The sequence below is a fragment of the Agromyces badenianii genome (assembly GCF_003070885.1).
Taxonomy (GTDB): Bacteria; Actinomycetota; Actinomycetes; order Actinomycetales; family Microbacteriaceae; genus Agromyces; species Agromyces badenianii.
The window spans coordinates 1,046,525-1,071,810 of record NZ_CP028913.1 but is presented as its reverse complement, the minus strand read 5'-3'; the positions used below and the strand labels follow the sequence as shown (position 1 = coordinate 1,071,810).

The 25,286-nt window shown below is 70.5% G+C and carries 26 protein-coding genes; 5 read left to right on the top strand and 21 right to left on the bottom strand.

Translation table 11 applies throughout. From position 1 onward, the window contains the following. Positions 1-50: 50 nt before the first annotated feature. From DCE93_RS05095 to DCE93_RS05030, 14 genes are all read right to left on the bottom strand, one after another. Entirely contained in the window at positions 51-200 is a 150-nt protein-coding gene (locus DCE93_RS05095; RefSeq protein WP_205647482.1) for an alpha/beta fold hydrolase, read from the bottom strand. Positions 201-290: 90 nt separating this feature from the next. Next, positions 291-1,418: a YihY/virulence factor BrkB family protein gene (locus DCE93_RS05090; RefSeq protein ID WP_108594930.1), complete on the bottom strand. Its 1,128-nt coding sequence runs from the start codon at positions 1,416-1,418 to the stop codon at positions 291-293. 475 nt (positions 1,419-1,893) lie between these two features. Further along, positions 1,894-2,943 (bottom strand): alpha/beta fold hydrolase, encoded by a 1,050-nt coding sequence (locus DCE93_RS05085; protein ID WP_108594929.1) that lies wholly within the window; start codon positions 2,941-2,943, stop codon positions 1,894-1,896. Positions 2,944-2,958: 15 nt separating this feature from the next. Then, entirely contained in the window at positions 2,959-3,591 is a 633-nt protein-coding gene (locus DCE93_RS05080; RefSeq protein WP_205647481.1) for a CoA transferase subunit B, read from the bottom strand. A gap of 1 nt (position 3,592) precedes the next feature. Further along, a complete protein-coding gene (locus tag DCE93_RS05075; protein ID WP_108594928.1) occupies positions 3,593-4,366 on the bottom strand; it encodes a CoA transferase subunit A in 774 nt (257 codons plus the stop codon). After that, positions 4,363-5,262 (bottom strand): alpha/beta fold hydrolase, encoded by a 900-nt coding sequence (locus DCE93_RS05070; RefSeq protein ID WP_235825359.1) that lies wholly within the window; start codon positions 5,260-5,262, stop codon positions 4,363-4,365. Before DCE93_RS05070 ends, DCE93_RS05075 begins: the two co-directional genes overlap by 4 nt. Then, positions 5,259-6,005: a 3-hydroxybutyrate dehydrogenase gene (locus tag DCE93_RS05065; protein ID WP_108594926.1), complete on the bottom strand. Its 747-nt coding sequence runs from the start codon at positions 6,003-6,005 to the stop codon at positions 5,259-5,261. The genes DCE93_RS05070 and DCE93_RS05065 overlap by 4 nt, the downstream gene beginning before the upstream one ends. Continuing rightward, positions 6,002-6,709: a TetR/AcrR family transcriptional regulator gene (locus DCE93_RS05060; RefSeq protein WP_108594925.1), complete on the bottom strand. Its 708-nt coding sequence runs from the start codon at positions 6,707-6,709 to the stop codon at positions 6,002-6,004. Before DCE93_RS05060 ends, DCE93_RS05065 begins: the two co-directional genes overlap by 4 nt. Further along, a complete protein-coding gene (locus DCE93_RS05055; protein ID WP_108594924.1) occupies positions 6,706-8,295 on the bottom strand; it encodes a class I adenylate-forming enzyme family protein in 1,590 nt (529 codons plus the stop codon). Before DCE93_RS05055 ends, DCE93_RS05060 begins: the two co-directional genes overlap by 4 nt. Beyond that, complete coding sequence (locus DCE93_RS05050; RefSeq protein WP_108594923.1) at positions 8,288-9,460, bottom strand: branched-chain amino acid ABC transporter permease; 1,173 nt, start codon at positions 9,458-9,460, stop codon at positions 8,288-8,290. The genes DCE93_RS05055 and DCE93_RS05050 overlap by 8 nt, the downstream gene beginning before the upstream one ends. Beyond that, positions 9,457-10,332 carry a branched-chain amino acid ABC transporter permease gene (locus DCE93_RS05045; RefSeq protein ID WP_108594922.1) on the bottom strand — a complete coding sequence of 292 codons (876 nt, stop codon included), beginning with the start codon at positions 10,330-10,332 and terminating at the stop codon, positions 9,457-9,459. Before DCE93_RS05045 ends, DCE93_RS05050 begins: the two co-directional genes overlap by 4 nt. Continuing rightward, a complete protein-coding gene (locus DCE93_RS05040; RefSeq protein ID WP_108594921.1) occupies positions 10,329-11,072 on the bottom strand; it encodes an ABC transporter ATP-binding protein in 744 nt (247 codons plus the stop codon). Before DCE93_RS05040 ends, DCE93_RS05045 begins: the two co-directional genes overlap by 4 nt. Then, a complete protein-coding gene (locus DCE93_RS05035) occupies positions 11,069-11,824 on the bottom strand; it encodes an ABC transporter ATP-binding protein (RefSeq protein ID WP_108596599.1) in 756 nt (251 codons plus the stop codon). Before DCE93_RS05035 ends, DCE93_RS05040 begins: the two co-directional genes overlap by 4 nt. A gap of 65 nt (positions 11,825-11,889) precedes the next feature. Beyond that, on the bottom strand, positions 11,890-13,086 hold the full coding sequence (locus DCE93_RS05030) for a substrate-binding domain-containing protein (RefSeq protein ID WP_108594920.1): 1,197 nt from the start codon (positions 13,084-13,086) through the stop codon (positions 11,890-11,892). Between the two features lie 147 nt (positions 13,087-13,233). Between DCE93_RS05030 and DCE93_RS05025 the strand changes: the two genes are divergently transcribed. Then, positions 13,234-14,418, top strand: a complete 1,185-nt coding sequence (locus DCE93_RS05025) for an acetyl-CoA C-acetyltransferase (protein WP_108594919.1) — start codon at positions 13,234-13,236, stop codon at positions 14,416-14,418. A gap of 88 nt (positions 14,419-14,506) precedes the next feature. Continuing rightward, on the top strand, positions 14,507-15,796 hold the full coding sequence (locus DCE93_RS05020; protein ID WP_244284243.1) for a low temperature requirement protein A: 1,290 nt from the start codon (positions 14,507-14,509) through the stop codon (positions 15,794-15,796). A 56-nt stretch (positions 15,797-15,852) separates the two neighbouring features. On the opposite strand, the gene DCE93_RS05015 is transcribed toward DCE93_RS05020, so the two are convergent. The 6 genes from DCE93_RS05015 to DCE93_RS04990 all read right to left on the bottom strand — a co-directional run bounded on the left by DCE93_RS05015 (position 15,853) and on the right by DCE93_RS04990 (position 21,470). After that, positions 15,853-16,161: an SHOCT domain-containing protein gene (locus DCE93_RS05015; protein ID WP_108594917.1), complete on the bottom strand. Its 309-nt coding sequence runs from the start codon at positions 16,159-16,161 to the stop codon at positions 15,853-15,855. A 153-nt stretch (positions 16,162-16,314) separates the two neighbouring features. Continuing rightward, positions 16,315-16,977: a response regulator transcription factor gene (locus tag DCE93_RS05010; protein ID WP_108596598.1), complete on the bottom strand. Its 663-nt coding sequence runs from the start codon at positions 16,975-16,977 to the stop codon at positions 16,315-16,317. Beyond that, positions 16,974-18,146 carry a sensor histidine kinase gene (locus DCE93_RS05005; protein ID WP_108594916.1) on the bottom strand — a complete coding sequence of 391 codons (1,173 nt, stop codon included), beginning with the start codon at positions 18,144-18,146 and terminating at the stop codon, positions 16,974-16,976. Before DCE93_RS05005 ends, DCE93_RS05010 begins: the two co-directional genes overlap by 4 nt. A 115-nt stretch (positions 18,147-18,261) precedes the next feature. Then, positions 18,262-19,587: a M50 family metallopeptidase gene (locus tag DCE93_RS05000; RefSeq protein ID WP_205647480.1), complete on the bottom strand. Its 1,326-nt coding sequence runs from the start codon at positions 19,585-19,587 to the stop codon at positions 18,262-18,264. 95 nt (positions 19,588-19,682) lie between these two features. Continuing rightward, a complete protein-coding gene (gene dxr, locus DCE93_RS04995) occupies positions 19,683-20,777 on the bottom strand; it encodes a 1-deoxy-D-xylulose-5-phosphate reductoisomerase (protein ID WP_108594915.1) in 1,095 nt (364 codons plus the stop codon). Between the two features lie 54 nt (positions 20,778-20,831). Further along, positions 20,832-21,470: a 4'-phosphopantetheinyl transferase family protein gene (locus tag DCE93_RS04990; protein WP_108594914.1), complete on the bottom strand. Its 639-nt coding sequence runs from the start codon at positions 21,468-21,470 to the stop codon at positions 20,832-20,834. Between the two features lie 94 nt (positions 21,471-21,564). On the opposite strand from DCE93_RS04990, the gene DCE93_RS04985 reads away from it, so the two are divergent. Both DCE93_RS04985 and DCE93_RS04980 read left to right on the top strand, forming a co-directional pair. After that, entirely contained in the window at positions 21,565-22,323 is a 759-nt protein-coding gene (locus tag DCE93_RS04985) for a lysophospholipid acyltransferase family protein (protein ID WP_108594913.1), read from the top strand. Between the two features lie 46 nt (positions 22,324-22,369). Further along, entirely contained in the window at positions 22,370-23,308 is a 939-nt protein-coding gene (locus DCE93_RS04980) for a hypothetical protein (RefSeq protein WP_108594912.1), read from the top strand. 44 nt (positions 23,309-23,352) lie between these two features. Here DCE93_RS04980 and DCE93_RS04975 read toward each other — a convergent pair whose 3' ends face one another. Continuing rightward, positions 23,353-23,838 (bottom strand): OsmC family protein, encoded by a 486-nt coding sequence (locus DCE93_RS04975; protein ID WP_108594911.1) that lies wholly within the window; start codon positions 23,836-23,838, stop codon positions 23,353-23,355. A gap of 69 nt (positions 23,839-23,907) precedes the next feature. Here DCE93_RS04975 and gabT point away from each other — a divergent pair, with 69 nt between their 5' ends. Further along, complete coding sequence (gabT, locus tag DCE93_RS04970) at positions 23,908-25,284, top strand: 4-aminobutyrate--2-oxoglutarate transaminase (RefSeq protein WP_108594910.1); 1,377 nt, start codon at positions 23,908-23,910, stop codon at positions 25,282-25,284. Positions 25,285-25,286 lie beyond the last annotated feature (2 nt).

The following is a 25,286-nucleotide window of genomic DNA, read 5'->3' as shown; positions in this document are numbered from 1 at the left end:
GGACTGGGAGCGTCGGGGTATGCCCTGATACGGCGGTGCACACGGTCTCTCTAGGCCGAGATGTGCGCGACGAGCGCTTCGCGGAACGCATCGGGGTGCTCGAGGTGCGGCGAATGCCCGCAGTTCTCGAGTTCGAGCTCGGTCACCGCGCCGCCCGCCTCGGAGTACCGCGCGAGCACGGCACGGGTCTGCGAGATCATCGGCTGCGGCGGGGCGACCTCGTCACCCGGCCACCCCAGGGATGACGCCCTGCCCGGGCTCTCGTCGGCAGCCGCGCTTCGGCATGCCCGTCAGCGCCGCGAGCGCTCCTGTGCACTTCTCCCGTCGCCGGTCGCGGTATCGACATCGGCCCTGTCGGCGTCGTCGGCGTCGTCGGCGTGCTCGAGACGGATCCGCCGCCCCATCTCGATGTCCTCGTGCTCCTTCTTCGCCGCCTTGTCGCTCTTGCGCGTATCGCGCGGCGGAAGCTGGATGTCCTCCTCCGCCTCGATACCGGCCTGGAGCTGCCGTCCGCGCTCGAGCTCCGCGTCGAACTCGGCACCGAAGAGCAATGCGGAGTTGGCGAGCCACAACCACAACAGGAAGACGATGACTCCGCCGAACGATCCGTAGGTGCGGTCGTAGTTCGCGAAGTTCGCGACGTACAGTGCGAAGCCGGCCGAGACGATGACGAGCGCAACGATCGCGACGAGCGCGCCGATGCTGATCCAGCGGAACTTCGGCTGCTTCGCGTTCGGGGTGGCGTAGTAGAGGATCGCGATCGCGAGGATGACGGCGAGCGCGAGCAACGGCCACTTCGCGATCTCCCACACGATCTTCACGGCCTCGCCCGCACCGATGGCGTCGCCGATCGCATTCGTGACGGGTCCTGAGATCACGAGGATCACGGCGATCACGACGATCAGCAGGAGCGTGATGACGGTGACGATGAGCTGCATTGGCCGGAGCTTCCAGAACGGGCGCCCCTCGTCGATCTCGTAGACCTGGTTCATCGCGCGGCTGAACGCCCCCACGTACCCCGATGCGGACCAGATCGCGAGCAGCAGACCCGTGACGAACCCGAGTCCGGCGGCCGGCGACGCGCTGAAGTCTTCGAGCGGCTCGCGGATGACGTCGAGCGCCTGACCGGGCGCCACCTGCTCGACGATGCCGAACAGCGCGTCGATCGCTCGCTGGCCCTGGCCCACCAGCGCGAGCAGCGAGGTGAGGGCGAGGAGGCTCGGGAACAGCGCCAGCACGCCGTAGTAGGTCAGCGACGCGGCACGGTCGGGGCACTGGTCGTCGATGAACTCGCGGAAGCTCTTGCGCAGAACGTACATCCACGAGCGCTTCGTCACCTCGCGGGGTGAGTCGGGCTTCCGGTCGTCGTCAGGTGCGGGGGCATCCGACAGCTCTCGGCTCGTTCCTTTGTCGGCCACGGTTTCCTCCTCGATACACGGTGCTCGAGGCGACGACCATGCCGGGCGAGCAGGGCGCCGACCTCACGGGTGCTGATCCGCCCGCGCCTCCAGTGTTCGCTCCCCTTCGAATCGCAGACAGGGACTCCCGTTCCGGCGATTCGCGCGCTATAGTGCCCACCGGTTCCGGCAGCTGCGCTCGAGCCTGCTGCGATCACGCATGGTCGCCTGTGCTCTTCGGGTCGCGTCTCTGCGCGTCGAGCGGGCGACTCTCGCGAGGGCGACCACCTGGGCCATCGGATCCGGCGTCGGGTCGGGCGTCGCGCTCGCAGCCGCCGGCGGCGAAGGGGGAACAGCAGAGCAGCCCGCGAGCAGGGCCGCCGCGAGCACGAACGTTCCGGCGGCCGCGATGGCGCCGCGCACCGGTGTGAAATCGGGCACAGATCGGAGCCCGCTCCTCAGGGCCGACCCTGATGCGGTTGGCCGGCACCGTCGATCAGTCGGAGAGCAGCGCCACGAGCGCGTCGTGGAACGCCTCCGGGTGCTCGAGGTGCGGCGAATGCCCGCAGTTCTCGAGTTCGAGCTCGGTCACCGCGCCGCCCGCCTCGGAGTACCGCGCGAGCACGGCACGGGTCTGCGAGATCATCGGCTGCGGCGGGGCGACCTCGTCGCCCGGCCACCCGGGGATGACGCCCGCCCTGCCGAGCTGGTTCGCGTCGAAGAACGACGCGTCGCCGACGATCGCATCCTGGGCACCGTGGATCCAGAGCACGGGCGGCTTCACGTCGAGATCGACGATGCCCGAGGTGTCGAAGACCGTCGGCACCATCGTGTTCAGCACGCCGTGAGCACCCGGCGCGAAGCCCGGCCAATGCTCGGTCGCGGTCGAGTCGCCGGGGTAGTTGTCGGCGCCGATGGCGGTCGAGAGCATCGACTCGACCCAGACGTCTTCATGCTCCGAGACGAAACCCGGGGCAACGTAGCTCGAGCGGTACACGGCCCGTGGCGAGCCGGCCTCGTCGCTTCGGTCGCCGGCCGCGAGCCTCGCCACGAAATCGGGGTTCACTCCCCCGCCACCGGTGCCCGCCGCATCCGGGGTGAGCAGAGAGCCGTCGAGCGCGGTTCCGCCGAAGCCGAACGGCGACACCGTCGACTGCAGCGTGAGGCTCGCGACCAGCTCGGGCCGATCGAGCAGGAGCTGCATGACCACGCCGCCGCCCATGCTCCAGCCGACGAGATGCACGGCGCCGAGATCGAGGGCGTCGACGACGGATGCCACGTCGTCGGAGAAGTCCCGAAGGCCGCGGGTGGCATCGACGGGCAGGGTCTCGCTGTCACCGAATCCGCGCAGGTCGACGGCGTAGGCGGCGATCTCGGGCGGCAATGCGAGCATCGTCGGCTGCCAGAACAACGACGACGAGACGTTGCCGTGCACGAAGACGACGGTCTTCGCCGGGGATTCCGCTCGCCGTTCGAGTACGCCCGCGGCGAGGCGCGGGGTCTCGACCTGGTGGGTGCGGATGCCGCGGAAGATCGTTTCGACCATGCGTGCGCCTTCCGGTCAGTCGGTGATGAGGGATGGCTCGGTGGCCGCGACGACCTCGTCCACGCTCACGCCGGGGGCGCATTCGACGAGCCGCAGCCCTTCGGGGGTCACGTCGATGACGGCGAGGTCGGTGATGATCCGGTCGACGACGCCGCGACCCGTGAGCGGCAGCGAACACTCGTGCACGATCTTCGGCGAGCCGTCTTTCGCGACGTGCTCCATGAGCACGATCTTGCGGCGCGCGCCGTGCACGAGGTCCATGGCGCCGCCCGGGCCCTTCACCATCTTGCCGGGGATCATCCAGTTGGCGAGGTCGCCCGCCGCCGACACCTGCATGGCACCGAGGATCGCGGCGTCGATCTTGCCGCCGCGGATCATGCCGAAACTCGCCGCCGAATCGAAGTACGCGGCTCCGGGCAGCACCGTCACCGTCTCCTTGCCCGCGTTGATGAGGTCGGGGTCGACGGCGTCGTCGGTCGGGTACGGCCCGACGCCGAGAATGCCGTTCTCGGATTGCAGCAGGATCGTGACCCCGTCGGGCACGTAGTTCGGCACGAGCGTGGGCAGGCCGATTCCGAGGTTCACGTAGGAGCCGTCGGCGAGCTCGCGGGCGGCCCTGGCGGCCATCTCGAAGCGGGTCAGTGCCATCTCAGTTCCCCTCTCGTACGGTGCGACGTTCGATGCGCTTCTCGATGTCGTGGCCGACGACGACGACGCGGTCGACGTAGATGCCGGGCAGGTGCACGGCGTCGGGGTCGAGTTCGCCGGCCTCGACGACCTCCTCGACCTGGGCGATGCAGACCCGGCCCGCCATCGCCGCGAGCGGCGAGAAGTTGCGCGCCGACTTGTCGAAGACGAGGTTGCCGTACCGGTCGCCCTTCAGCGCGTGCACGAGCGAGAAGTCGGTCGTGATCGCCTCTTCGAGCACGAACTCGCGCGGCACGCCGGCGACGTCGAAGGTCTGCACGGGTTTGACCGGGCTCGCGACGGCGATCGACCCGTCGGCGTTGTAGCGCCTCGGAAGCCCGCCCTCGGCGACCTGCGTGCCGACGCCGGTCTGGGTGAAGAACGCCGCGATGCCGCTGCCGCCCGCTCGCAGCTTCTCGGCGAGCGTGCCCTGCGGGGTGAGTTCGAGCTCGAGCTCACCGCTGAGGTACTGCCGCTCGAACTCCTTGTTCTCGCCGACGTACGACGAGGTCATCTTCGCGATGCGCTGCTTCGCGAGCAGCACCCCGAGACCCCAGTCGTCGACGCCGCAGTTGTTCGAGACGACGGAGAGCCCGTCGACCCCCGCGTCGAGCAGGGCCTGGATCAGCACCATCGGGATGCCGCAGAGCCCGAACCCGCCGACGGCGAGACTGGAGCCCGAAGGGATGTCGGAGACCGCCTCTTGAGCGGACCCGACGACTTTGTCGAGTGTCACGATGCACCTTCCTGTGTTTCCGCCGCCTCGATGCGGGCACGGATCACAGGGATCACGCTACCCGCGCCGGGCTCGGTCATGACGATCGTGTAGTGATTGACATCGGGGATGTCGTGCACGGCTAGCCGCGGCATCCGCTCGGCCCACTCGGCGACGAGTGCCTCGGGGTAGAGCGGCGCCTCGTCTTGCAGGCCGCGGGGCGCGCGAAAGAAGTCGACCGGGCCGGGCAGCGCCTCGAGCGCCTCGAGATAGCCGCTCGATCCGTCGAGCTGCATCGCGTTCTCGGCGACGGCGGCAGCGACGGCCGAGCTCCGCAGCGTCGGCTCCTCGCCGTCGAGGTCGTACTGGACGTAGGCCTCGATCCACGCGTTCCAGTACGGGCCGAGCGCCGGATGCCGCCGCCAGAAGTCGACGTAGGCGGCCCGATCGGGGAACGTCATCGAGAGCCGTTCGAGCGCCGGGCCGAGCAGCAGCGCAGGCAGTTCCTCCTCGGGCACGCCCGCGGGGTTCGGCACCGGCAGTCCGCCGTCGACGAGCGCGAGGCCCATGACCCGGTCAGGGTGCCGCTCGGCGAATCGCACCGACACGAACGCACCCATCGAGTGACCGAGCACGTAGACCCGGTCGACACCGAGACCGTCGAGCATCGCCGCGACGTCGTCGGCGTGCCGTTCGAGGCCGTAGGGGCCGGGCAGCGCGTTGCTGCGGCCTCGACCGCGCAGATCGGGTGCGATCACGCGATGCGAGCCGAGGCCGTCGGCCACGAGATCCCAGTTGCGGTGGGTCGCCGAGATCCCGTGCACGGCGAGCACCGGCAGGCCCGGGGCATCCGACCGCCATTGGCCGCCGGCCAGCAGGCCGCCCTCGACGGGCGCCGTGAAGGTGGTCGAGGTCACCTGGCGCTCCATCCGCCGTCGATCGTGTAGCTCGCGCCCGTCACCATGCCGGCGGCCGGACCGGCGAGCCAGAGCGCGAGACTCGCCACCTCCTCGGGCTCAACGAGTCGCTTCACGGCCGACTCGGTGAGCATCACCTTCGGCACGACCTCTGCTTCGGAGATGCCGTGCAGCCTCGCCTGGTCGGCGATCTGCTGCTCGACGAGCGGGGTGCGTACGTAGGCGGGGTTGATGCAGTTCGAGGTGACGCCGTGCGGTCCGCCTTCGAGGGCGGTGACCTTCGAGAGCCCCTCGAGGCCGTGCTTCGCGGCGACGTAGGCCGACTTGAACGGCGAGGCCCGCAGCCCGTGCACGCTCGAGATGTTGACGACCCGGCCGAAGCCGCGTTCGTACATGCCGGGAAGGGCGGCCCTGATGAGCAGGAACGGCGACTCGAGCATGAGTCGCATGATGAATGCGAAACGCTCGGGCTCGAACTCCTCGATGGGGCGCACGTGCTGGATACCGGCGTTGTTGACGAGGATGTCGGCGTCGAGCGAGAGCTCGGCGAGCGCGGCGGTGTCGCCGAGGTCGACCTGCCATGCCTCGCCGTCGAGTTCGGCGGCCACGCGTTCGGCGGCCTCCCCATTGAGGTCGGCGATGGTGACGTGGGCGCCGGCTTCGGCGAACGCGCGGGCACAGGCCTCGCCGATGCCACTCGCTCCCCCGGTGACGAGCGCTCGGCGCCCGCTGAGATCGGTCACGATTCCTCCTTGCCTGCCGCGTCGCTGCGCGGTTCGATGTCATCGCCGCTCATCCGATTCCGGCCGGCGGTCGGGCGACCGAGTGCCCCCTCGATGAAGCGCATCATCTCGTCGAGCACCTCCGGCGGCACCGCCCGGGTGCCGCTCGCCGTCGGGTCGGCGTCGTTGCCCGGAGCAGCATCACCGTCGCCCCAGAGCACCCAGCGCATGCCGATCATCTCGCCGATGCCCATGAGCGCCCAGGCCGCGACGGTCGGGTCGATGTCGCCGATCTCGCCGTCGTCGCTCGCCTCCCGCAGACCGTCGATGTACCCGTCGACGATGCGCGTGTAGTGCAGCCGCAGCGCGTCGGGCGAGACGAGCTCGGCCTCGCGCACGACCCGGTAGAGCGCCGGGTGCTCCGCCGTGAATCGGAAGAACGCCGCGAATCCTGCACGTTCGGCCTCGATGCGGTTCCTCGCACCACGAGACCCTTCGCTCATGGCCTGCCGCACACGATGGTTCAGGTCTTCGACGAGCTCGTTGAAGATGTCGAGCTTCGTGGTGAAGTACAGGTAGAACGTGCCCTGGCCGACACCGGCGCGCTCGGTGATGCGCGAGACGGATGCCTCGTGGTAGCCGTGCGCAGCGAACACGTGCTCTGCGGCCTCAAGCAGGCGGCGGCGGGTCTTCTCGCCCCGTGCGGTGCGGGGTGCGGCGCTCATCGTGCGTCCTCTCGGTGGTGCATGGTGCCGGGCTCCGATGTGGCTGGGGCGGCGGCCGACCTGATGGAGCGCTCGACGAGCACCCGGCGCAGCACCTTGCCGGCCGTCGATCGCGGCAGTTCATCGACGACGTGCACGTCGCGCGGCACCTTGAAGCGGGCGAGCGAGTCACGGGCGAAATCGATGAGCTCTGCAGCATCCGCGACCCGGCCTCGGCCGATGACGACCCAGGCGACGCCGACCTCGCCCCAGCGCTCGTCGGGCACGCCGACGACGGCGACGTCGGCGACGGCCGGATGGCCGAGCAGCACGGCCTCCACCTCGGCGGGGGCGACGCCCTCGCCGCCGGAGATGTAGACGTCCTTGATGCGGTCGACGATCGTGAAGTAGCCGTCGGCGTCGCGGCGCACGAGATCCCCCGTGTGCAGCCAACCGTCGTGCAGGGCCGCCGCAGTGCCCGCCGGGTCGCGGAAGTACCCGGCGAAGACCGAGGGTCCGTGCACGAGCAGCTCGCCGTCGGCCTCGCCGTCGAGGCGTTCGCCGGTCACCGGGTCGGCGACGGCGACGTCGACGTGCGGGTAGGGCTTGCCCGCCGATCCGGCGCGGCTGCGCGCGTCTTCATCGGGCAGGCAGAGCACGTTGGGCGAGGCCTCGGTGAGTCCGTAGCCCTGGGCGAGGGCGACGCCGCGGTCGTGCCAGGTTCGCAGCAGCGCCGGCGCCATCGGCGCGCCGCCGACGATCGCGTGCTCGAGGCTCGAGAGGTCCGTGCGGGCGAAGTCGGGGTGCTGGGCGAGGAAGAGGTAGTTCGCGGGCACGCCCATCATCGTGGTGATGCCGCGCTCCTGGATGAGGTGCAGCACCCGACCGGGCTCGAAGGTGCGCTCGAGCACGACCGTGGCGCCCGTCCACCATGCGAGCAGCGGCTGGATGTTCCATCCGCCGACGTGGTACTGCGGCATGACCGCGAGCACCGTGTCTGCCGCGCGGAGCTCGGAGATGCGCGAGAACGACAGGTTCGTCCAGAAGCAGTTGGCGTGCGTGAGCACGGCTCCTTTCGGCGTGGCCGTGGTGCCCGAGGTGAAGATGATGAGGAGCGCATCGTCGTCGGCGACCTCGGTGCGTGTGGCCGGCGCGGCCGCGCCGTCCCTCGCCGGCGCCGGCACCTCGGATTCGACGCCGTGGGCGCCGAGTGCGGTGACGGGGACGCGGCGCACGACCCGGGCGAGCGTCGCCCGGGCGAGCGACTCGAATTCGCTCTCGACGAGGAGCAGCGCCGGCTCGGCGATCTCGAGCTGGGCGGCGAGCTCCCGCGGAGCGAGCCGCCACGAGAGCGGCACGAGCACGAGGCCGGCCTTCGCGCAGGCGAAGAAGAGCACGACCTGGTCGGCGCTGTTGCCCGTGAGGGTCGCCACGCGGTCGCCGATCGTGAAACCCGCGGCCCGGAACGCCGCCGCGAGCCGCTCGGCACGCTCGTCGAGCTCGCGGTAGCTGACGACGACGCCGCGATCGTCGATCGCGATGCGCTCTGGGGTGGCTCGGGCGCGGTCGTGCGTCCACCGCCCCAGGGTGTGGAGTGCGTCAGGCATCTGCGGTCTCCTCCGCTTCGGCCGGGTGCTGCTTCCGCCCCGTGCGGATGCGCTGCGGGAGCCCCGCGATCCCCCCGGGCAGGAACAGCACCACGAGGATGAAGAGCGTTCCCAGAATGAACAACGGCTCAGAGAGCGGGATCCGGAGCACATCGGGCAGGGCCGCGATCGCGTCCGAGCCTGCGAGCGCCGTCAGTCGCTGGTCGAGCAGTGTGTAGACGATACCGCCCACGATCGCGCCCCAGCGATACCCCACCCCGCCGAGCACGACGATGACGAGGAGGGTGAGGGTGAAGTCGGCCGTCGCAACGCGCGGGGATGCTCCCGATTGCAGCAGCAGGTAGCCCATGCCCGCGACCGCCGCGAGAACCGAGGCGACGATGAAGACGAGGAGCTTGACGTTGTAGGGCCGGATGCCGATGACACGCACCCGCAGCTCGTTCTCGCGGGTCGCCTCCGCGACGTGCCCGGCCCGGCTCTTCTCGACCCAGAGCACCACGAGGTACACGAAGACGAGCACCCCGAGTGCGACCCAGTAGAGGTTGCGGGTGTTGAGCACGCCGACGAGCGCGTCAGGCACGTTCGTGATGTCGAGCGAGAGGCCCTCGTCGCCGCCCGTCGCTCCGCCGGGATTGCGCCGGATGATCACCGAGCCTGCCTGCGCGAAGGCGAGGGTCACCATCGCGAACGAGATGCCGGTGACCCGGAGCGCGAGCGCCCCGACGGTCGCGGCGAGCACGAGGCCCAGCACGAGCGTGACGACGATCGAGCCCAGGAAGATGAGCTCGCTCGGCCAGTCGACGGGGGCGAACGCGTCGAGCGTGATGCCGAGCCCGTAGGCACCGGCCGCGAAGAAGAGCGCGTGCCCGAACGACAACAGCCCCGCGAGGCCGAACATCATGCGGTAGCTGAGCGCGAGGGCGGCGATGAGCATCGCGTAGGCGAGCAGCTGCAACGTACCCGGCGTGTACGTCGGGCCGGGCAGCACACCCGGAATGTCGATCGCGAGGAGCGGAAGTACGGCGAGCAGCGCCACGAGTGCCGCGCCGCCGATGGCGAGCCACAGGGTTCGCCGATCGGATGCCGCGGTGCGGGTCGGCGCCGTCGTGGGAACGGATGCCGCGGCATCCGCCGTCTGCTGGGCTGTGCCCTGTCGGTGAGTCATGCGACCTTCCCCATGAGTCCGCGCGGGCGGATGAGCAGCACCGCGGCGAGCGCGATCACGACCACGAGGTCGCCCGTTCCGCCGAGGTAGAAGTTGGCGAACTGCTGCAGCACGGCGACGAGGACCGAGGCGATCGCCGCGCCCGTGAGGGATCCGAGGCCGCCGATCACCGTGACGATGAACGCGAAGATGAGCAGAGTCGAGCCGAGGTGCGCCGACACGTACCCGTAGTAGACCGAGGCGAGCACACCGCCGAGCCCAGCCGCTGCGCCGCCGATGGCGAAGACGAGCGTGAACGAGCGGCGCACGTCGATGCCGAGCGCAGTGACCATCGAGCGGTTCTCGACGCCCGCACGGATGATGAGGCCGTACCTGGTCTTCCGGAGGAAGAGCACGATGCCGCCGAGCACGAGGAGCGCGCAGGCGATGAGGAGGAACCGATCGTTCGGGATCTTCGCGCCGAGGATCACGGTGGTCTGGCCGAGCCAGTCGGGCTTCTCGGTGTAGATCGGGTCGGTGCCCCAGATGCCCTCGAAGAGGGCGACGCTCGCGAGCGAGAGGCCCACGGTCACGAGCGCCTGCTCGATGTGGCGCTCGTAGAGCCGGCGGATCAGGAGGTACTCGGTGAGCGCCGCGACGATCGCGCCGACCGCGACGCCGACGAGTGCCGAGAGCGCGAGTCCCCACCAGGTGCCGTCGGAGACTCGGCGCCCGACCTCCCAGCCGAGGAAGGCCGAGATCGTGAGAAACGAGCCGTGGGCGAAGTTCAGCACGCCCATGAGTCCGTAGATGAGGGAGAGGCCGCTCGCGACGAGAAAGTAGAGGGCCCCGAGGCCGAGGCCGGTGATGACGAGGAGGACGATGGTGCTCATCGGGTGCTCCCCTCGGGCGCGGCATCCGCATCGTGGACGCCGAGGTAGCGCTGGATGCGATCCTCGTCGTCGAGAAGCTCTGCGGCCTCGCCGGTGAAGACGACCCGGCCGCCCGAGAGCACGACGACCCGGTCGGCGAGCGCCCTGATGACGTGCAGGTTCTGCTCGACGAGGAGCATCGGCACGGTGCGCGCCGCTTCGGCGAGCGCCACGGCGACCTCGTCGACGATCTTCGGGGCGAGGCCCTTCGTCGGTTCATCGACGAGCAGGAGCCGGTTCTCGTTGACGAGTGCTCGTGCGAGGGAGACCATCTGCTGCTGCCCTCCGGAGAGTGTGCCCGCACGTTGTGCGCGGCGGTCGTGAATGTCGGGGAAGAGCGCCGCGATGAGCTCGCGGCGAGGCCGGTCGTCGCGCTCGGCGAGGCGCAGGTTCTCGGCGACGGTGAGCGTGCCGAAGACCTCACGGTCCTCCGGCACGTAGCCGACGCCCTGCTGCACGATGCGGTGCGTCGGCAGGCGGTCGATGCGGGTGCCGGCGAACGTCACCTCGCCGCTCCGATCGATGAGTCCGAGGATCGATTTGATCGTCGAGGTCTTGCCGACGCCGTTGCGCCCGAGCAGTGCGGTGACTCCGATTGCGGGCACTTCGAACGAGACGTCCTCGACGACCTGCTGACCGGCGATGCGGCCGGAGAGGCCGCGCACCGTGAGGATCGGCGCGGACGGGTCGGGCGCGTTCACACCGCCTCCCCGAGATAGGCGGATTGCACGGTCGGGTTCGCCATGACGGCCTCCGGGGTGTCGACGGCGAGCAGTTCGCCGTGGTGCATGACCGCGACCCGGTCGACGAGCCCGAGCACGACCTCCATGTGGTGCTCCACCATGAGCACCGTGCGCCCGCCGTGGTGGAGGCCTCGGATGACCTCCGTGAGTGCCGGCACATCGCCCGATGCGACACCGGCCATCGGTTCGTCGAGCAGGATCACCTTGGGGTCGGTCGCGATGAGCATCGCGATCTCGAGCTTGCGCTTCTCGCCGTGCGCGAGCCCGGCGGCCTCGGCGTCGGCCCGGTGCTCGAGCCCCACCTCGGCGAGGCATTCGAGTGCACGTGCGCTCGCGGCATCCGTCGCTCGTGGAATGCGGAAGACCGACGCGGCACCGCCGAGGTGCGCCTGCGCGGCGAGCCGCACGTTCTCCCTCACGCTGAGGGCGGCGAAGAGGCTCGAGGTCTGGAAGGTGCGCCCGAGCCCGGCTGCCGCCCGGCGATGGATCGGCTCCCGTGTGACATCGTCTCCGTCGATGGCGACGCGACCGTCGGTGGGGCGCACGACGCCCGAGATGACGTTGAAAAGGGTCGTCTTGCCCGCCCCGTTTGGGCCGATCACGCCGAGCATCTCGCCGGCCGGCACCTCGAGCGAGACGTCGTGGAGGATGCGGGCGCCGCCGATGCGGAGGCCGATGTGCTCGAGGCTGAGCATCGCGTCGTTGGTCATGGTCGCCTTACTGCGAGTCGGTGGAATGGCGGCGGCCGCGTTCGGGAACGCGGCCGCCGCACGGGTCACTTGCCGGCGACCGGCGGTGCCACCGACTCGGCGTCGACGGTGTCGACGAGTTCGGGCACCCAGTTCGCTCCGTCTTGCACGAGCTTGGCCTGGTACATCGGCTGGATCATGGCGTGGTCTTCGGCGCGAACCGTGATCTCGCCCTTCACCGAGTCGAAGGTCCAGCCCTCGAGTGCGGCGATCATGCCGTCGACGGTGTCACCGCCCTCGCGCACGGCCTGCACGATCATCTGCGCGGCGACGAAGCCGTCCGGTGAGAACAGGTCGGGCGTGGCGCCGGCGGCCTCGAGGTGCTCGACCATCGCAGCCTCGGCATCGGTGCCCGCCGCGCCGCCGAAGTAGTGGTTCAGGAATGAGATGTCGCTCGAGGCGTCGCCGTAGGCGCCGTAGGTCGCGACATCGCCGAGACCCGTCACGACGGGCACCTGCTCGAAGACTCCCTGCTGCGAGAGCGCCGTCCACATCGCGCCCGAGGAGGCGCCTGCCCAGGCCACGAACACGAGGTCGGGGGCGGCGTCGACGAGCTGCTGCGCGAAGGGCGTGAACTCGGTCGCGTCCTCGGCGACGAGAACGCCTTCGACGGTCGCGCCCTGGCCGCCGAGCACGGCCTGCACGCCGGCGAGGTTGCCCTGGCCGAAGGCGTTGTCCTGCGCGAAGACGACGACCTTCTTGCCGGCGGGGTCGCCGATGAAGGTGCCCGCCGTCGCGACGTCCTGGTACGTCTGACGGCCCGAGCGGAAGGTGTACTCGTTGACGCCCGTGATGGCGTCAGCCGCGGCGGGGCCCGAGATGTAGAGGATCTGGTTCTGCGCGGCCTGTTCGGCGAGCGCCGTGGCGATGCCGGATGCCGCGGTGCCGGCGAGGATCTGGTAGCCCTGGCCGATGAAGTCCTTCGCCTTCGAGACGGCGGTGTCGGGGTTGCCCTGGTCGTCCGCCCACTCGATCTCGAGTTCGCGGCCGTCGACGGTGCCGGTGCCGTCGGTCGCGTAGTCGAGGCCGGCCTCGAAGCCAGCGGTGTAGGCGGCGCCGTATGCGGCGAGCGGGCCGGTCTGGCTCGTCAGCATCGCGATCTTCACGGGCGCGGCAGAATCCGTCGACCCGGAGTCTCCGGTGGCGGTCGGGGCGCACCCGACCAGTGCAATGGTCGCGGCGGCGATGACGGCCGTCGCGAGGAACTTCTTCGTAGCCCGCATGGATGTGCCTCTCAACAGTGAATGGCTGAACGTGGGTGGGATGGATCGTTGGTGCGAATCGCAAACCTGACAGCTGGTTCAGGTCTCAGGAAAGTACAATAGGCTGAGAGCAGCGCAGCTCGCAACCCGAACGAAGGAGTCCCGGAAATGAGCATCCCCGACGTCGTCATCATCGCGGGGGCACGCACCCCGTTCGCCCGCATCAACGGCAACCTCGCGGGCCAGACGGCGGTCGAGCTCGGCACCGTCGCGATCCGCGGGGCGCTCGAGAAGGCCGGGGTCTCCCCCGACGACGTCGACGCCGTGATCATGGGCCAGGTGCTCCAGGCCGGTGCGGGGCAGAACCCGGCGAAGCAGTCGGCCGTCGCTGCCGGCATTCCGTGGCGGGTACCCGCCACCACGGTCAACAAGGTCTGCCTCTCCGGCCTCGTCGCGATCACGGATGCCGCGCGGCTCATCCGCCTCGGCGAGGCATCCGTCGTGGTTGCCGGCGGTCAGGAGTCGATGACGAACGCACCCCACCTGCTCCCCGGCTCGCGCCGCGGCCAAGCCTACGGCTCCTGGGACATGCTCGACCACGCGGCCCACGACGGCCTCACCGACGCCTTCGACCGCGAGTCGATGGGCGCGTCGACCGAGCGCTTCAACGGCCGCTACGAGCTCACCCGTGCGGCACAGGATGAGATCGCCGCAGCATCCCACGTGCGCGCCGGCGCCGCTCAGGCCGGGGGCGTCTTCGCAGACGAGATCGTGCCGGTCGAGATTCCGCAGCGCAAGGGCGACCCGGTGGTCGTCGAGGAAGATCAGGGCGTTCGCCCCGACTCCACCGTCGAGGTGCTCGCGAAGCTCAGGCCGGCGTTCGCCGCAGACGGCACGATCACCGCGGGAAACTCCTCGCCGCTCTCCGACGGCGCAGCAGCCGTCGTCGTCGCCAGCCGCGAGTGGGCGGAATCGCGCGGACTGCCCTGGCTCGCGCTCGTGGGCGCCGCCGGCCAGGTGGCGGGCCCCGACAACTCGCTGCACGCCCAGCCCGCCAACGCGATCGCCGCTGCGCTCGAGAAGTCGGGCGGCACGGCCTCCGAACTCGACCTCATCGAGATCAACGAGGCGTTCGCCGCGGTCTCGCTCGAATCCGCGCGCGAGCTCGGCGTCGGCGCCGATGTCGTCAACGTGCACGGCGGAGCCATCGCCCTCGGGCACCCGATCGGCGCGTCCGGTGCGCGGCTCGCGTTGCACGCGGCACTCGAGCTCTCGCGCCGCGGTGGTGGCAACGCCGCGGTCGCGCTCTGCGGCGGCGGCGGCCAGGGCGAGGCGCTGCTGCTCTCCCGCTGAGCGCGAGCGACCCGTCGTGCGGCGTGGACCGCGCCTGTGGCAGCATGATGCCACCGGCGCTGCCCCCACGCCGGTGGGAGGACACGGGATGGTCGACGACAGCACGGGATACGACGGCGCCGCGGCACCCCCACCCCCTCGTCCGCCCCTCGACCATCGTCTGCGGCGCATGGTCGGCCGTGACCCCGACGAAGCGCACCGCACCGCCACGCCGCTCGAGCTGCTCTTCGACCTCACCTTCGTCGTGGCATTCAGCCAGGCCGGCACCCAGACCGCCCACCTGCTCGAGCTCGGACACTTCGTGCCGGCGATCATCGGGTTCACGATCGCCGTCTTCGCGATCTGCCTGGCCTGGATCAACTACGCGTGGCTCGCGTCGGCATACGACAACGACGACGTCTTCTTCCGCGTCGCGACCATGGTGCAGATGCTCGGCGTGCTCGTGCTCGCGCTCGGCCTGCCGCCCGCGTTCCACTCGATCGATGAAGGCGAGCACCTCGACAACGGCGTGATGGTCGCCGGCTATGTGATCATGCGGGTCGCGGCGGTGGCACTCTGGTTGAGAGTCGCACGCCACGACCGCGAGCACCGTCGCTCGGCGCTCGCCTACGCGACCGTCATCGGGGCGATCCAGGTCGGCTGGGTGACGACCATCTTCATCGACCCGGCACTGCCGGTGATGCTCGGCATCTTCGCGGTGCTCGGCACCCTCGAGCTGCTCGGCCCCTTCGTGATCGAACGCCGCGTCGGCGGCACACCGTGGCACGCGCACCACATCGCCGAGCGCTACGGCCTGCTCGTGATCATCACCCTCGGCGAGGTCGTTCTCGGCACGATCCTCGCCATCTCGGCCGTGGTCGAGCGGCAGGGCTGGACGTTCGAAGCCGCGCTCGTCGCCTTCGGCGGCACCCTGCTCGCGTTCGGTCTGTGGTGGGTCTACTTCACGATCCCGTCGGCCAAGGTGCTGCACCGATTCCGGGAACGCGGCTTCACGTGGGGCTACGGCCACCTCGTGATCTTCGGCTCCCTCGCGGCGACGGGCGCAGGCCTGCACGTCGCCGCGTACGAGATCGAGGGGATCGCCCACATCGGCGAGGTGGCGGCGCTGCTGACGGTCGTCGTGCCCGTCGGCGTCTTCCTCACCGCACTCTTCGCGATCTACTCGTTGCTGCTGCGCGCGTTCGACCGGTTCCACATCCTGCTGTTCGTGCTCAGCATGGCGGCGCTCGGCATCGCGGTGCTCGCCGTCATGAGCGGTGCGAGCATGGGCGCCGGCATCGTGCTCACGGCGTGCGCGCCGCTCGTCGTCATCGTCGGGTACGAGACCGTCGGATTCCGGCATCAGGCGTCGGCGCTGCAGCGGGCGCTCGAGAAGTAGCGGGAACCGGCCCGGTGCGAGGGGCGGATGCCGCGGCATCCGCCCCTCGTCGACGCTCAGGCGTTCGGACGATTCGCGCGCAGCACCTCAAGGCGGGCGCGGTACTCGGTCTCGTCGATGTCGCCCTTGGCGAAACGCTCGGAGAGGGTCGACTCGGCACTGCCGCCGCGCATCCACGGCGGGCCGTACGAGCCGCTCGGGCCGCCGGTCGCCCAGAAGTGCCGACGATTCCGGGCGACGAGGAAGATGATCAGGCCGATGACGAGGAACCAGAAGATCGGAATGAGGAAGAAGACCCATCCGAAGCCGGCCGCCCATGGGCCGGCGTGGGTGACCACTGCGGTGGTCGCGAGGGTGGCGAGCATGATGTCTCCCTTGATCGTGCGACCCGCGGTCGGGCCGTCGGGTCGAGTCTCGTGAGTCCCGCGGCATCCGCGAATCCGCCCGACGGAGTCACTTCGGCTGCTCCCGCGGGAGCATGCCATCGGGCTCGGCGTGCGAGCCGACGGATGCCGCGGCTACTGCCACCCGGGCGCCACGAGACCCGACTCGTAGGCGACGACCACGAGGTGCACCCGGTCGCGGGCGGCGAGCTTCGACATGATGCGCGAGACGTGCGTCTTGGCGGTGAGCGGGCTGAGCACGAGCCGGGCCGCGATCTCGTCGTTCGTGAGGCCGAGGCCGACGAGTCGCAGCACTTCGCGTTCCCGTTCGGTCAGCGCCGCGAGCCGCGCCTCGTCGGGGGCGTCGCGAAGCCCGATCGACATGCGCTCGAGCAGCCGCTTCGTGACCCCGGGCGACAACAGCGCCTCACCGCTCGCCACGACCCGCACGGCGCGGATGAGGTCGACGGGCTCAGTGTCCTTCACGAGGAATCCGCTCGCGCCGGCGCGCACCGCTCGGGCGACGTACTCGTCGAGCTCGAAGGTCGTGACGATGACGACCCGCACCCCCGCGAGGCGCGGATCGGCGGCGATCTGCTCGGTCGCCCAGAGGCCGTCGCCGTCGGGCATGCGGATGTCCATCAGCACGACGTCGACGGGTTCCCGGCGCACGAGTTCGAGCAGTTCCTCGCCGCTCGAAGCCTCCCCCACGACCTCGACGCCCTCCTCTGCGTCGAGCAGTGCTCGGAAGCCCGCCCGCACGAGCAGCTGGTCGTCGGCGAGTGCGACCCGGATCATGACGCGCCCGCCCACGGCAGCCGGGCGGTGACGCGGGTGCCGCCGAGTGGCGACGGGCCGAGCTCGACCGAGCCGCCGAGGAGCGCCGCCCGCTCGCGCATGCCCAGAATCCCGCTGCCCTCGCCCTCGCCCGCGCCACCGTCGCCGGTGACGACGGCCGCGGCACCCGCCCCGTCGTCGTCGACGGTGAGCACGAAGTCGTCGCCCACTCGTTCGACCGTGACGACCGCCTGCGAGGCACCCGCATGCCGCACGACGTTCGTGAGCGCCTCCTGCGCGATGCGGTACCCGGCGAACTGCACAGCACGGCGCGGCGACTCGGCCAGGCGGTCGACGAGCGTCGCGTCGAGGTCGGGCGAGCGGATGCCTCGAACGAGCCGGGGCAGCTCGGCGAGCTCCGCCTGGGGCGCGAGCGGCGCCTCACCGTCGCGGATCACGCCGAGCACGGTGCGCACCTCGTCGAGCGCCGACTTCGAGGTCTCCTTGATGCTGCCGAGTGCCGTGCGCGCCTGTTCGGGGTCGCGGTCCATGAGGTGCAGGCCCACGCTCGCCTGCACGTTGATCTGCGAGAGCGCGTGGCCGATGACGTCGTGCAGCTCACGGGCGATGCGCACCCGCTCCCGTTCTTCGGCGCTCTGCCGACGGCGCATAGCCTCCGCACGATACTCGGCGACACGAGAGCGGCGCACTCGCACGAACCAGCCGATGCCGAAGCACACGGCGAGCGCGAGCGTCGTGAAGGCGATGCGGAACGGATGCCACGACAGCCCGAGCAGCGGGCCCAGCACGATCGCCGCGATCCAGGCGACGACGACGGAGGAGACCGCCCAGATCACGGCGCCTCGCGCGACGGCGAGCACGATCGCGAACCCGACGGCGACGTAGGGCGGGCCGAGATCGGGGGCGAGCGCGACATCGGCGAGCGCGGCCGCGGCGACCACCGCGACGGTCGGACCCGGATACCGCCTCGCGCCGAGGAGCGCGACGGGCCCGGCGGCGGCGAGGGCCACCTGGGCGATGGCGACCGACCAGGGCGCGCCGGTCCATCCGGCGATGCCGATCGCCGCGGGCACCTGCACGAGCAGGCTGATGACGACGGGCGCGAACAGTACGAAACCCGGCGACGGCCGGAATCGTTCGGGGCGACCGTCCCACGGCGGCACGGGCATTCCCCGATCGTATCCACGGTGTCGCCGGCCGGGATCGGCCCTGCGAAGACTCACTCGCTACTCCGAGGGGAGTACGAGTCGGCGGGTTCCGCGACGGCGGCGGTCGGCTGGGCGCTCAGAACAGCTGCACCGGCTTGACGATGTCCGCGTAGATCAGGAGTGCGCTCATCGCACCGAACACGACGACGACCGCGAGGGTCACCGGCATGAGCTTCGCGAGGTCGACCGGGCCCGGATCGGGTCGCCGGAACAGCTTGGCGAACCCGCGCCGGATGCCCTCCCAGAGCGCCCCCGCGATGTGCCCGCCGTCGAGCGGCAGCAACGGGATCAGGTTGAAGACGAAGAGCGCGATGTTCAGCGAGCCGAGGATCCCGACCATGGTCGCGGCCTTCGAGGCGATCGGGATCTCGTCGATGGTCGCGATCTCCCCGGCGAGTCGGCCGACGCCGACGACCGACATCGGGCCGTTCGGGTCGCGCTCCTCGGGTCCGAACGCGGCGTTCGCCACATCGATGATGCGCTGCGGCAGGTTCAGGATGATTCCGGCGACGCCGGCGACGTTCTCGCCGACGGCGGGCAGCACGGCGGTGACCGGCTGCTGCACGGTCTCGGCTGCGGCGCTGATGCCGACGAACCCCGCCGATTCGGCCAGCGGTTCGCCGGAGGCATCCGTCACCACCTGGCCCTTCTCGTCGATCACGAAGCGCTCGCTCAGCATCGGGGTGACCTCGAGCTCGATCGTCTCGCCGTCGCGTTCGACGACGAAGGCGACCGGCTTCGCGGGGTGGTCGCGGATGATCGCGGTCGACTCGTTCCACGACTCGATGGGCTCACCGGCGACCGAGACGATGCGGTCGCCCGGTTCGATGCCGGCGGCAGCTCCCGGTGCGGCGGGGTCGCCCGGCTCGCACGTCTGGCGCTCGCTCGTGGCCGGCAGCGCGCACGCCGACACCGAGCCGACGGTGGTCGATGCCTGCGAGACGCCGAAGCCCATGAGCAGCACCCCGAAGAGCACGACCGCCAAGAGGAGGTTCATGAACGGACCGCCGAACATGACGATGATGCGCTTCCACACCGGCAGCAGGTAGAACGCGCGGTGCTCGTCGCCCGGCGTGATCGATTCGGTGCTCGAATCGCGGGCATCCTGCACGAGACCGCGGAAGAACCCCGTGCTGTCGGCGTGCACCCGCTCGCCCTTGGCCGGTGGGAACATGCCGATCATCGAGATGTAGCCGCCGAGCGGAATCGCCTTCAGGCCGTATTCGGTCTCGCCCTTCCTGCGCGACCAGATGGTCGGGCCGAAGCCGATCATGTACTGCGTGACCTTGACGCCGAAGAGCTTCGCGGGCACGAGGTGGCCGATCTCGTGCAGCCCGATCGACACGGCGAGGCCGATCACGATGATGACGACGCCGAGAAGGAAGGCGAGCACGGAATCCACGGCTGCAAGCGTAGTGCGCGAGGCTCCGAGTGCGCTGGCGGTCGGCTGTGAGCGCGCACTCCCGGGCGCGCACCCGTGCGAGCGGGCGAAACCCGTCAGGCGCGGGCGATGCCGGCGATGCGCGCCTCCGCGGCGCGCCGGGCGGCGCGCTCGGCCTCGGCGAGCGACTCGACGGTGAGGCGCGCGTCGGATGCCTCGTGGTGCTCGACGACGTCGCGCACCGTGTCGACGATGTCGAGGAACCCGATGCGCCCGGCGTGGAACGCCGTCACCGCCTCTTCATTGGCGGCGTTGAAGACCGCCGGGTACTCGCCGCCGGCCCGGCCGACCTGCTTGGCGAGCGCGACCGCGGGGAACGCCTCGCCGTCGAGCGGTTCGAACGTCCACTCCTGCGCGCGCGTCCAATCGATCGGCGCCCCGACCGCCGCCACCCGGTTCGGCCAGTCGAGGCCGAGCGAGATCGGCAGGCGCATGTCGGGCGGGGATGCCTGGGCGATCGTCGAGCCGTCGACGAACTCGACCATCGAGTGCACGATCGACTGCGGGTGCACGACCACGTCGATGCGGTCGTAGTCGACGTCGAAGAGCAGGTGCGCCTCGATCACCTCGAGTCCCTTGTTCACGAGCGTCGCCGAGTTCGTCGTCACGACGAGGCCCATGTCCCACGTCGGATGCGCGAGCGCCTCCGCGGGGGTCACGGCCGTGAGCTCGTCGCGCCGGCGGCCCCGGAACGGGCCGCCCGACGCGGTCAAGACGAGACGGCGCACCTCGTCGTCGGTGCCGGACCGCAGCGCCTGCGCGATCGCCGAGTGCTCGGAGTCGACCGGCACGATCTGGCCGGGCTTCGCGAGACGGGTCACGAGGTCGCCGCCGACGATGAGCGACTCCTTGTTCGCGAGCGCGAGGGTCGTGCCGCGTTCGAGTGCGGCGAGCGTCGGCCCGAGGCCGACCGAGCCCGTGATGCCGTTCAGCACGACGTCGGCGTCGACGTCGCGCACGAGCTGCGCCGCCTCTTCGATGCCGACCGCGGTGTGCTCGACGCCGAACTCGGCGGCCTGGGCCTCGAGGAGCGCACGATTGGAGCCGACCGCGAGCCCGACGACGTCGAAGCGTCGTGGGTTCGCCCTGATGACGTCGAGGGCCTGGGTGCCGATCGAGCCGGATGAGCCGAGGATGATGACGGAGCGCACGTCTCCACTGTATGGGGGCTCACGGCCGCCTGTCTCGACGCCCAGAACGTGCGTTCAGCCGAGCACGGCCACGGATGCGGCCCTGCTGCCCGGCACCTCGATGTCGTGGAACCGGATGTCGCGCCAGCCCGATCCGAATTCGGGCACGCTGCGCTCGATGCGCCCGACCCCGCCGTCATCGCTCGGCAGCGTCAGCGCCAGGCGCGAGGGCTCGATGAACTCGGTGTGCCCGACGGCCCGCAGCAATGCGGTCTTGCGCGCCCACAGCGTCGCTCGGGCGATCGCCCGGCTCGCCGGATCGAATCGGTCGAGGGCGGCGCGTTCGCTGGCGTGGAAGGCGGCCTCGTCGATGACCGCTCCGGCGTCGAGCGCGGCCGTCTCGATGCCGACACCGATCGGGTGCCGCGTGCCCGCCGCACCGACGATCGCATCACCGGCCACGGCGATGTCGGCATACCAGACGGCGCCCGACGGCGTCAGCGGGTACACCACCGACGGTCGCCCGTGGCGCGCCCCGCACTCGGGGCAGGCGTGCACGAGTTCGACGTCTTCGGCGGGCACCGCCGTGGCATCGGCGAGGAGTCCGCGCAGCACGGCATCGGCGCCCGGCCCTCGGCGGCCGCGCATCACCACGATGACGCGCACACCGGATGCCTCGAGCTCGATGAGCTCACCCTCGCCCGCGACATCCATGCCCCCATCCTCTCGCACCCACGCGATTCACGGGCGACTCGCGCGGGAAGCCGATATGCCGCTCAGCGCATGCCGGCGCACATAGGGTCGAACGGTGACAGAGATCCAGGCCGACGCCGTGCCCGCACCGGTCCGGCAGGGCCCGCTCTACCGCATCGTTCGCGGCATCCTCCGCCCGCTCGTGCGCCTCATCTATCGCCCGAAGATCACCGGCGCCGAGCACGTGCCCATGCGCGGCCCGGTCATCCTCGCCTCCAACCATCTCTCCTTCGTCGACAGCATCGTGATCCCGCTCGCCTCGCCGCGCCCCGTGCAGTTCCTCGCCAAGTCGAGCTACTTCACGGGCACCGGTTTCTCGGGATGGGTGTCGCGCACCTTCTTCGGTGCGATCGGCGCCGTCGCGGTCGAACGCGGCGCCGGAACCCAGGCGCAGGAGGCCCTCGACGCGGGCCGGCGCATCCTCGACGCGGGCAACGCCTTCGCGCTCTACCCCGAGGGCACGCGCTCGCTCGACGGGCGCCTCTATCGCGGGCGCACCGGGGTCGCGTGGCTGGCACTGACCACCGGCGCGACGGTCGTGCCCGTCGGGCTCATCGGCACCGAGCAGATCCAGCCCGTCGGTGCGAAGCTGCCGCGAGTGCGGCCCGTCACCGTGCGCTTCGGCGAGCCCCTCGACCTCAGCCGGCACGGACACGCGACGTCCGGGCGCGCACGCCGGGCCGCGACCGACGAGATCATGGCGGCGATCCATGCGCTCAGCGGGCAAGAACTCGCCGGCGTCTACAACGAGACGCCGCCGCAGGGCGCACTCGCCAAGCTCGCCGACCGCGTGGTGCCGCGAGAGCGGATCTGATCGGATTCCCAGCCGCGCCGCGCTTCTCCCCGGTATCCTCGGTCCGATGAGCACCGCCGAGGTCATCGCCCGCGTCACCGCGGCTGCGCTCGTCGTGCTCACCTTCGCCGCGTGCGCCGGCCCGAGCGACGTGCCTCGAGCAGCCGACGCCGTCTCCGAAGCCGCCGCCGTCACCGAGCTCCCCATCCCGCCTGCGACGCAGTTCGATCCCGGACTCATCGTGAGCGACGACTCGTTCTACGACAGCGGTGCGATGAGCGAGGGCGAGATCCAGGCCTTCCTCGAGGGGCTCGACTGCCGGCCGAAAGACAGCGTTCCCTGTCTCGCCGACTACAAGCAGACCACCACGACGCAAGCGGCCGCGGCACCCGGGCACTGCGTCGAGTATCGCGGCGGCATCCGGGAGCGCGCGAGCCGCATCGTCTCCAAGGTCGCCGCCGCGTGCGGGGTGAGCCCGAAGACCCTGCTCGTGCTGCTGCAGAAGGAGCAGTCGCTGCTCACCCGGCCGAGCGAGTCGGGATACCTCCGTGCGACCGGCTACGGATGCCCCGACACGGCCGACTGCGACACGAAGTACTTCGGATTCTTCAACCAGGTGTACAACGCGGCCTGGCAGTTCCGTCAGTACACCCAGGAGCCCGAGCGCGCCTACCGGGTCGGAGCCGTCGACGTGCAGTTCCACCCGGATGCCGCGTGCGGTGCGGCGCCCGTCGCCATCGCCAACCAGGCGACGGCGAACCTCTACAACTACACGCCCTACCAGCCGAACCCCGCCGCCGTCGCCGACCCCGAGACGGGCGACGGCTGCTCGGCGTTCGGCAACCTGAACTTCTGGCGGCTCTGGCACCGCTGGTTCGGCGACCCCGAGGCCGAGCGGTATCCGGGCTTCCTGCCGCCGTGCAGCCGACTCGTCGGCGGGCATGCGTGCCTGATCCCTCAGGCGACGCTGCCGGCCGTTCCGCCGATCGCGGCCCCGGCCGGCTGAGTTCGCCGCTGAAGGGGTTCGGCGCGTTCAGCGTGCCGACGAGCTCAACCCGCGGACGCCGCGACGGTCGTGACCGGTTCGTGCCGCACCGGGAAGGCGACGGAAGCGGCGATGAAGCACTTCTCGGATGCCTCGGCATGCAGTGACCGGGCGAGCTCGAGCATCGAGGCATCCGCCACCTCGACCTGCGGTCGCAGCACCGCCTCGGTGAATGCACCGCCGCCACGGCCGTCCTCCAGCATGACCCCGACGGCGCGGTCGGTGTACGCGCGCACGATCACGCCGTGGTTGGTCGCGACGTGCAGGTACGCGAGCATGTGGCATTCGCTGAGGGCCGCGAGGAGCAGCTCCTCGGGGTTCCACCGCTCGCGATCGCCGTGGAAGGTGCGGTCGCTCGACCCGTCGATCTCGTGCAGCTTGCCCGGCGCGCGAACGGCGTGCTGCCGGCCGTAGGCACGGTACCCGGAGGTGCCCGTGCCGCGGTCGCCCTGCCACTCGACCTCGATCTCGTAGTGGTGCTCGCCGAGCATTCTTCCTCCGATCGTGCGGTTCTCGCGTCATCCGATTCTGCACCGACCCGGGGATAAGGTGGAGGAACCATGACTGATACCCCCATCGACGTCCAGACAGCCGCCGCCCCGGTGTACACCGTGCCGCAGGAGCGCAACGTCGTGACCGCAGTTCCCGGTCCGAAGTCGCTGGAGCTGCAGGCCCGAAGGTCGAAGGTCGTCTCGGCCGGCGTCTCCTCGGCCCTGCCCGTCTACATCGAGCGCGCCAACGGCGCGATCCTCGTCGACGTCGACGGCAACCGGTTCGTCGACTTCGGTGCCGGCATCGGCGTGACCACGGTCGGTCACACCGAGCAGCGGGTCGTCGCGGCCGCCGCCGATCAGTTGCACGACGTGATCCACACCCTCTTCACGATCACCCCCTACGAGGAGTACGTGCGAGTCGCCGAGCTCCTCGCCGAGCACACGCCCGGCAACTGGGAGAAGAAGAGCGTGCTCGTCAACTCGGGCGCAGAGGCGGTCGAGAACGGCGTGAAGATCGCCCGCAAGTTCACCGGCCGTCGTGCCGTCGCCGTGCTCGACCACGCGTATCACGGCCGCACGAACCTCACGATGGCGATGAACTACAAGGCGATGCCGTACGCCACGGGCTTCGGCCCGCTCGCCGGCGACGTCTACCACGCGCCGAACTCGTACCCCTACCGCGACGGCCTGTCGGGCGCCGATGCCGCGGCCCGCACGGTCGCATACCTCGAGAAGGTCGTCGGGGCGAGCGACCTCGCGTGCCTCGTCGTCGAGCCGATCCAGGGCGAGGGCGGCTTCGTGGTTCCCGCCGACGGCTTCCTCCCTGCGCTGCAGGCGTGGTGCACCGAGAACGGCGTCGTCATGATCGCCGACGAGATCCAGTCGGGCATGGCTCGCACCGGCCGCTACTACGCGAGCGAGCACTTCGGCTGGGAGCCCGACCTGGTGCTCTCGGCGAAGGGCATCGCGGGCGGTCTGCCGCTCGCCGCCGTCACCGGCCGTGCCGAGATCATGGACGCATCGCAGCCGGGCGGCCTCGGCGGCACGTTCGGCGGCAACCCGGTCGCGTGCGCTGCCGCGATCGCCGTGTTCGAGTCGATCGACGAGAACGGCCTGCTCGCCGAGGGGCAGCGCATCGAAGCCACCTTCCGCGCCGGCCTCGAGAAGCTGGCCCGGCGCTACGACATCATCGGCGAGATCCGCGGCAAGGGCGCGATGATCGCCCTCGAGTTCGTGCAGCCCGGCACCGCCGAGACGACGAAGGCTCCCAACGCCGAGGCGGTCACCGCGATCATCGCGTACGCGGCCCAGCACGGGGTGCTCTTCCTCAATGCCGGCACCTACGGCAACGTACTGCGCTTCCTGCCGAGTCTCGCGGTGAGCGATGCGCTCATCGAAGACGGTCTCCGCGTGCTCGACGACGCCCTCGCCACCCTCGGATAGCG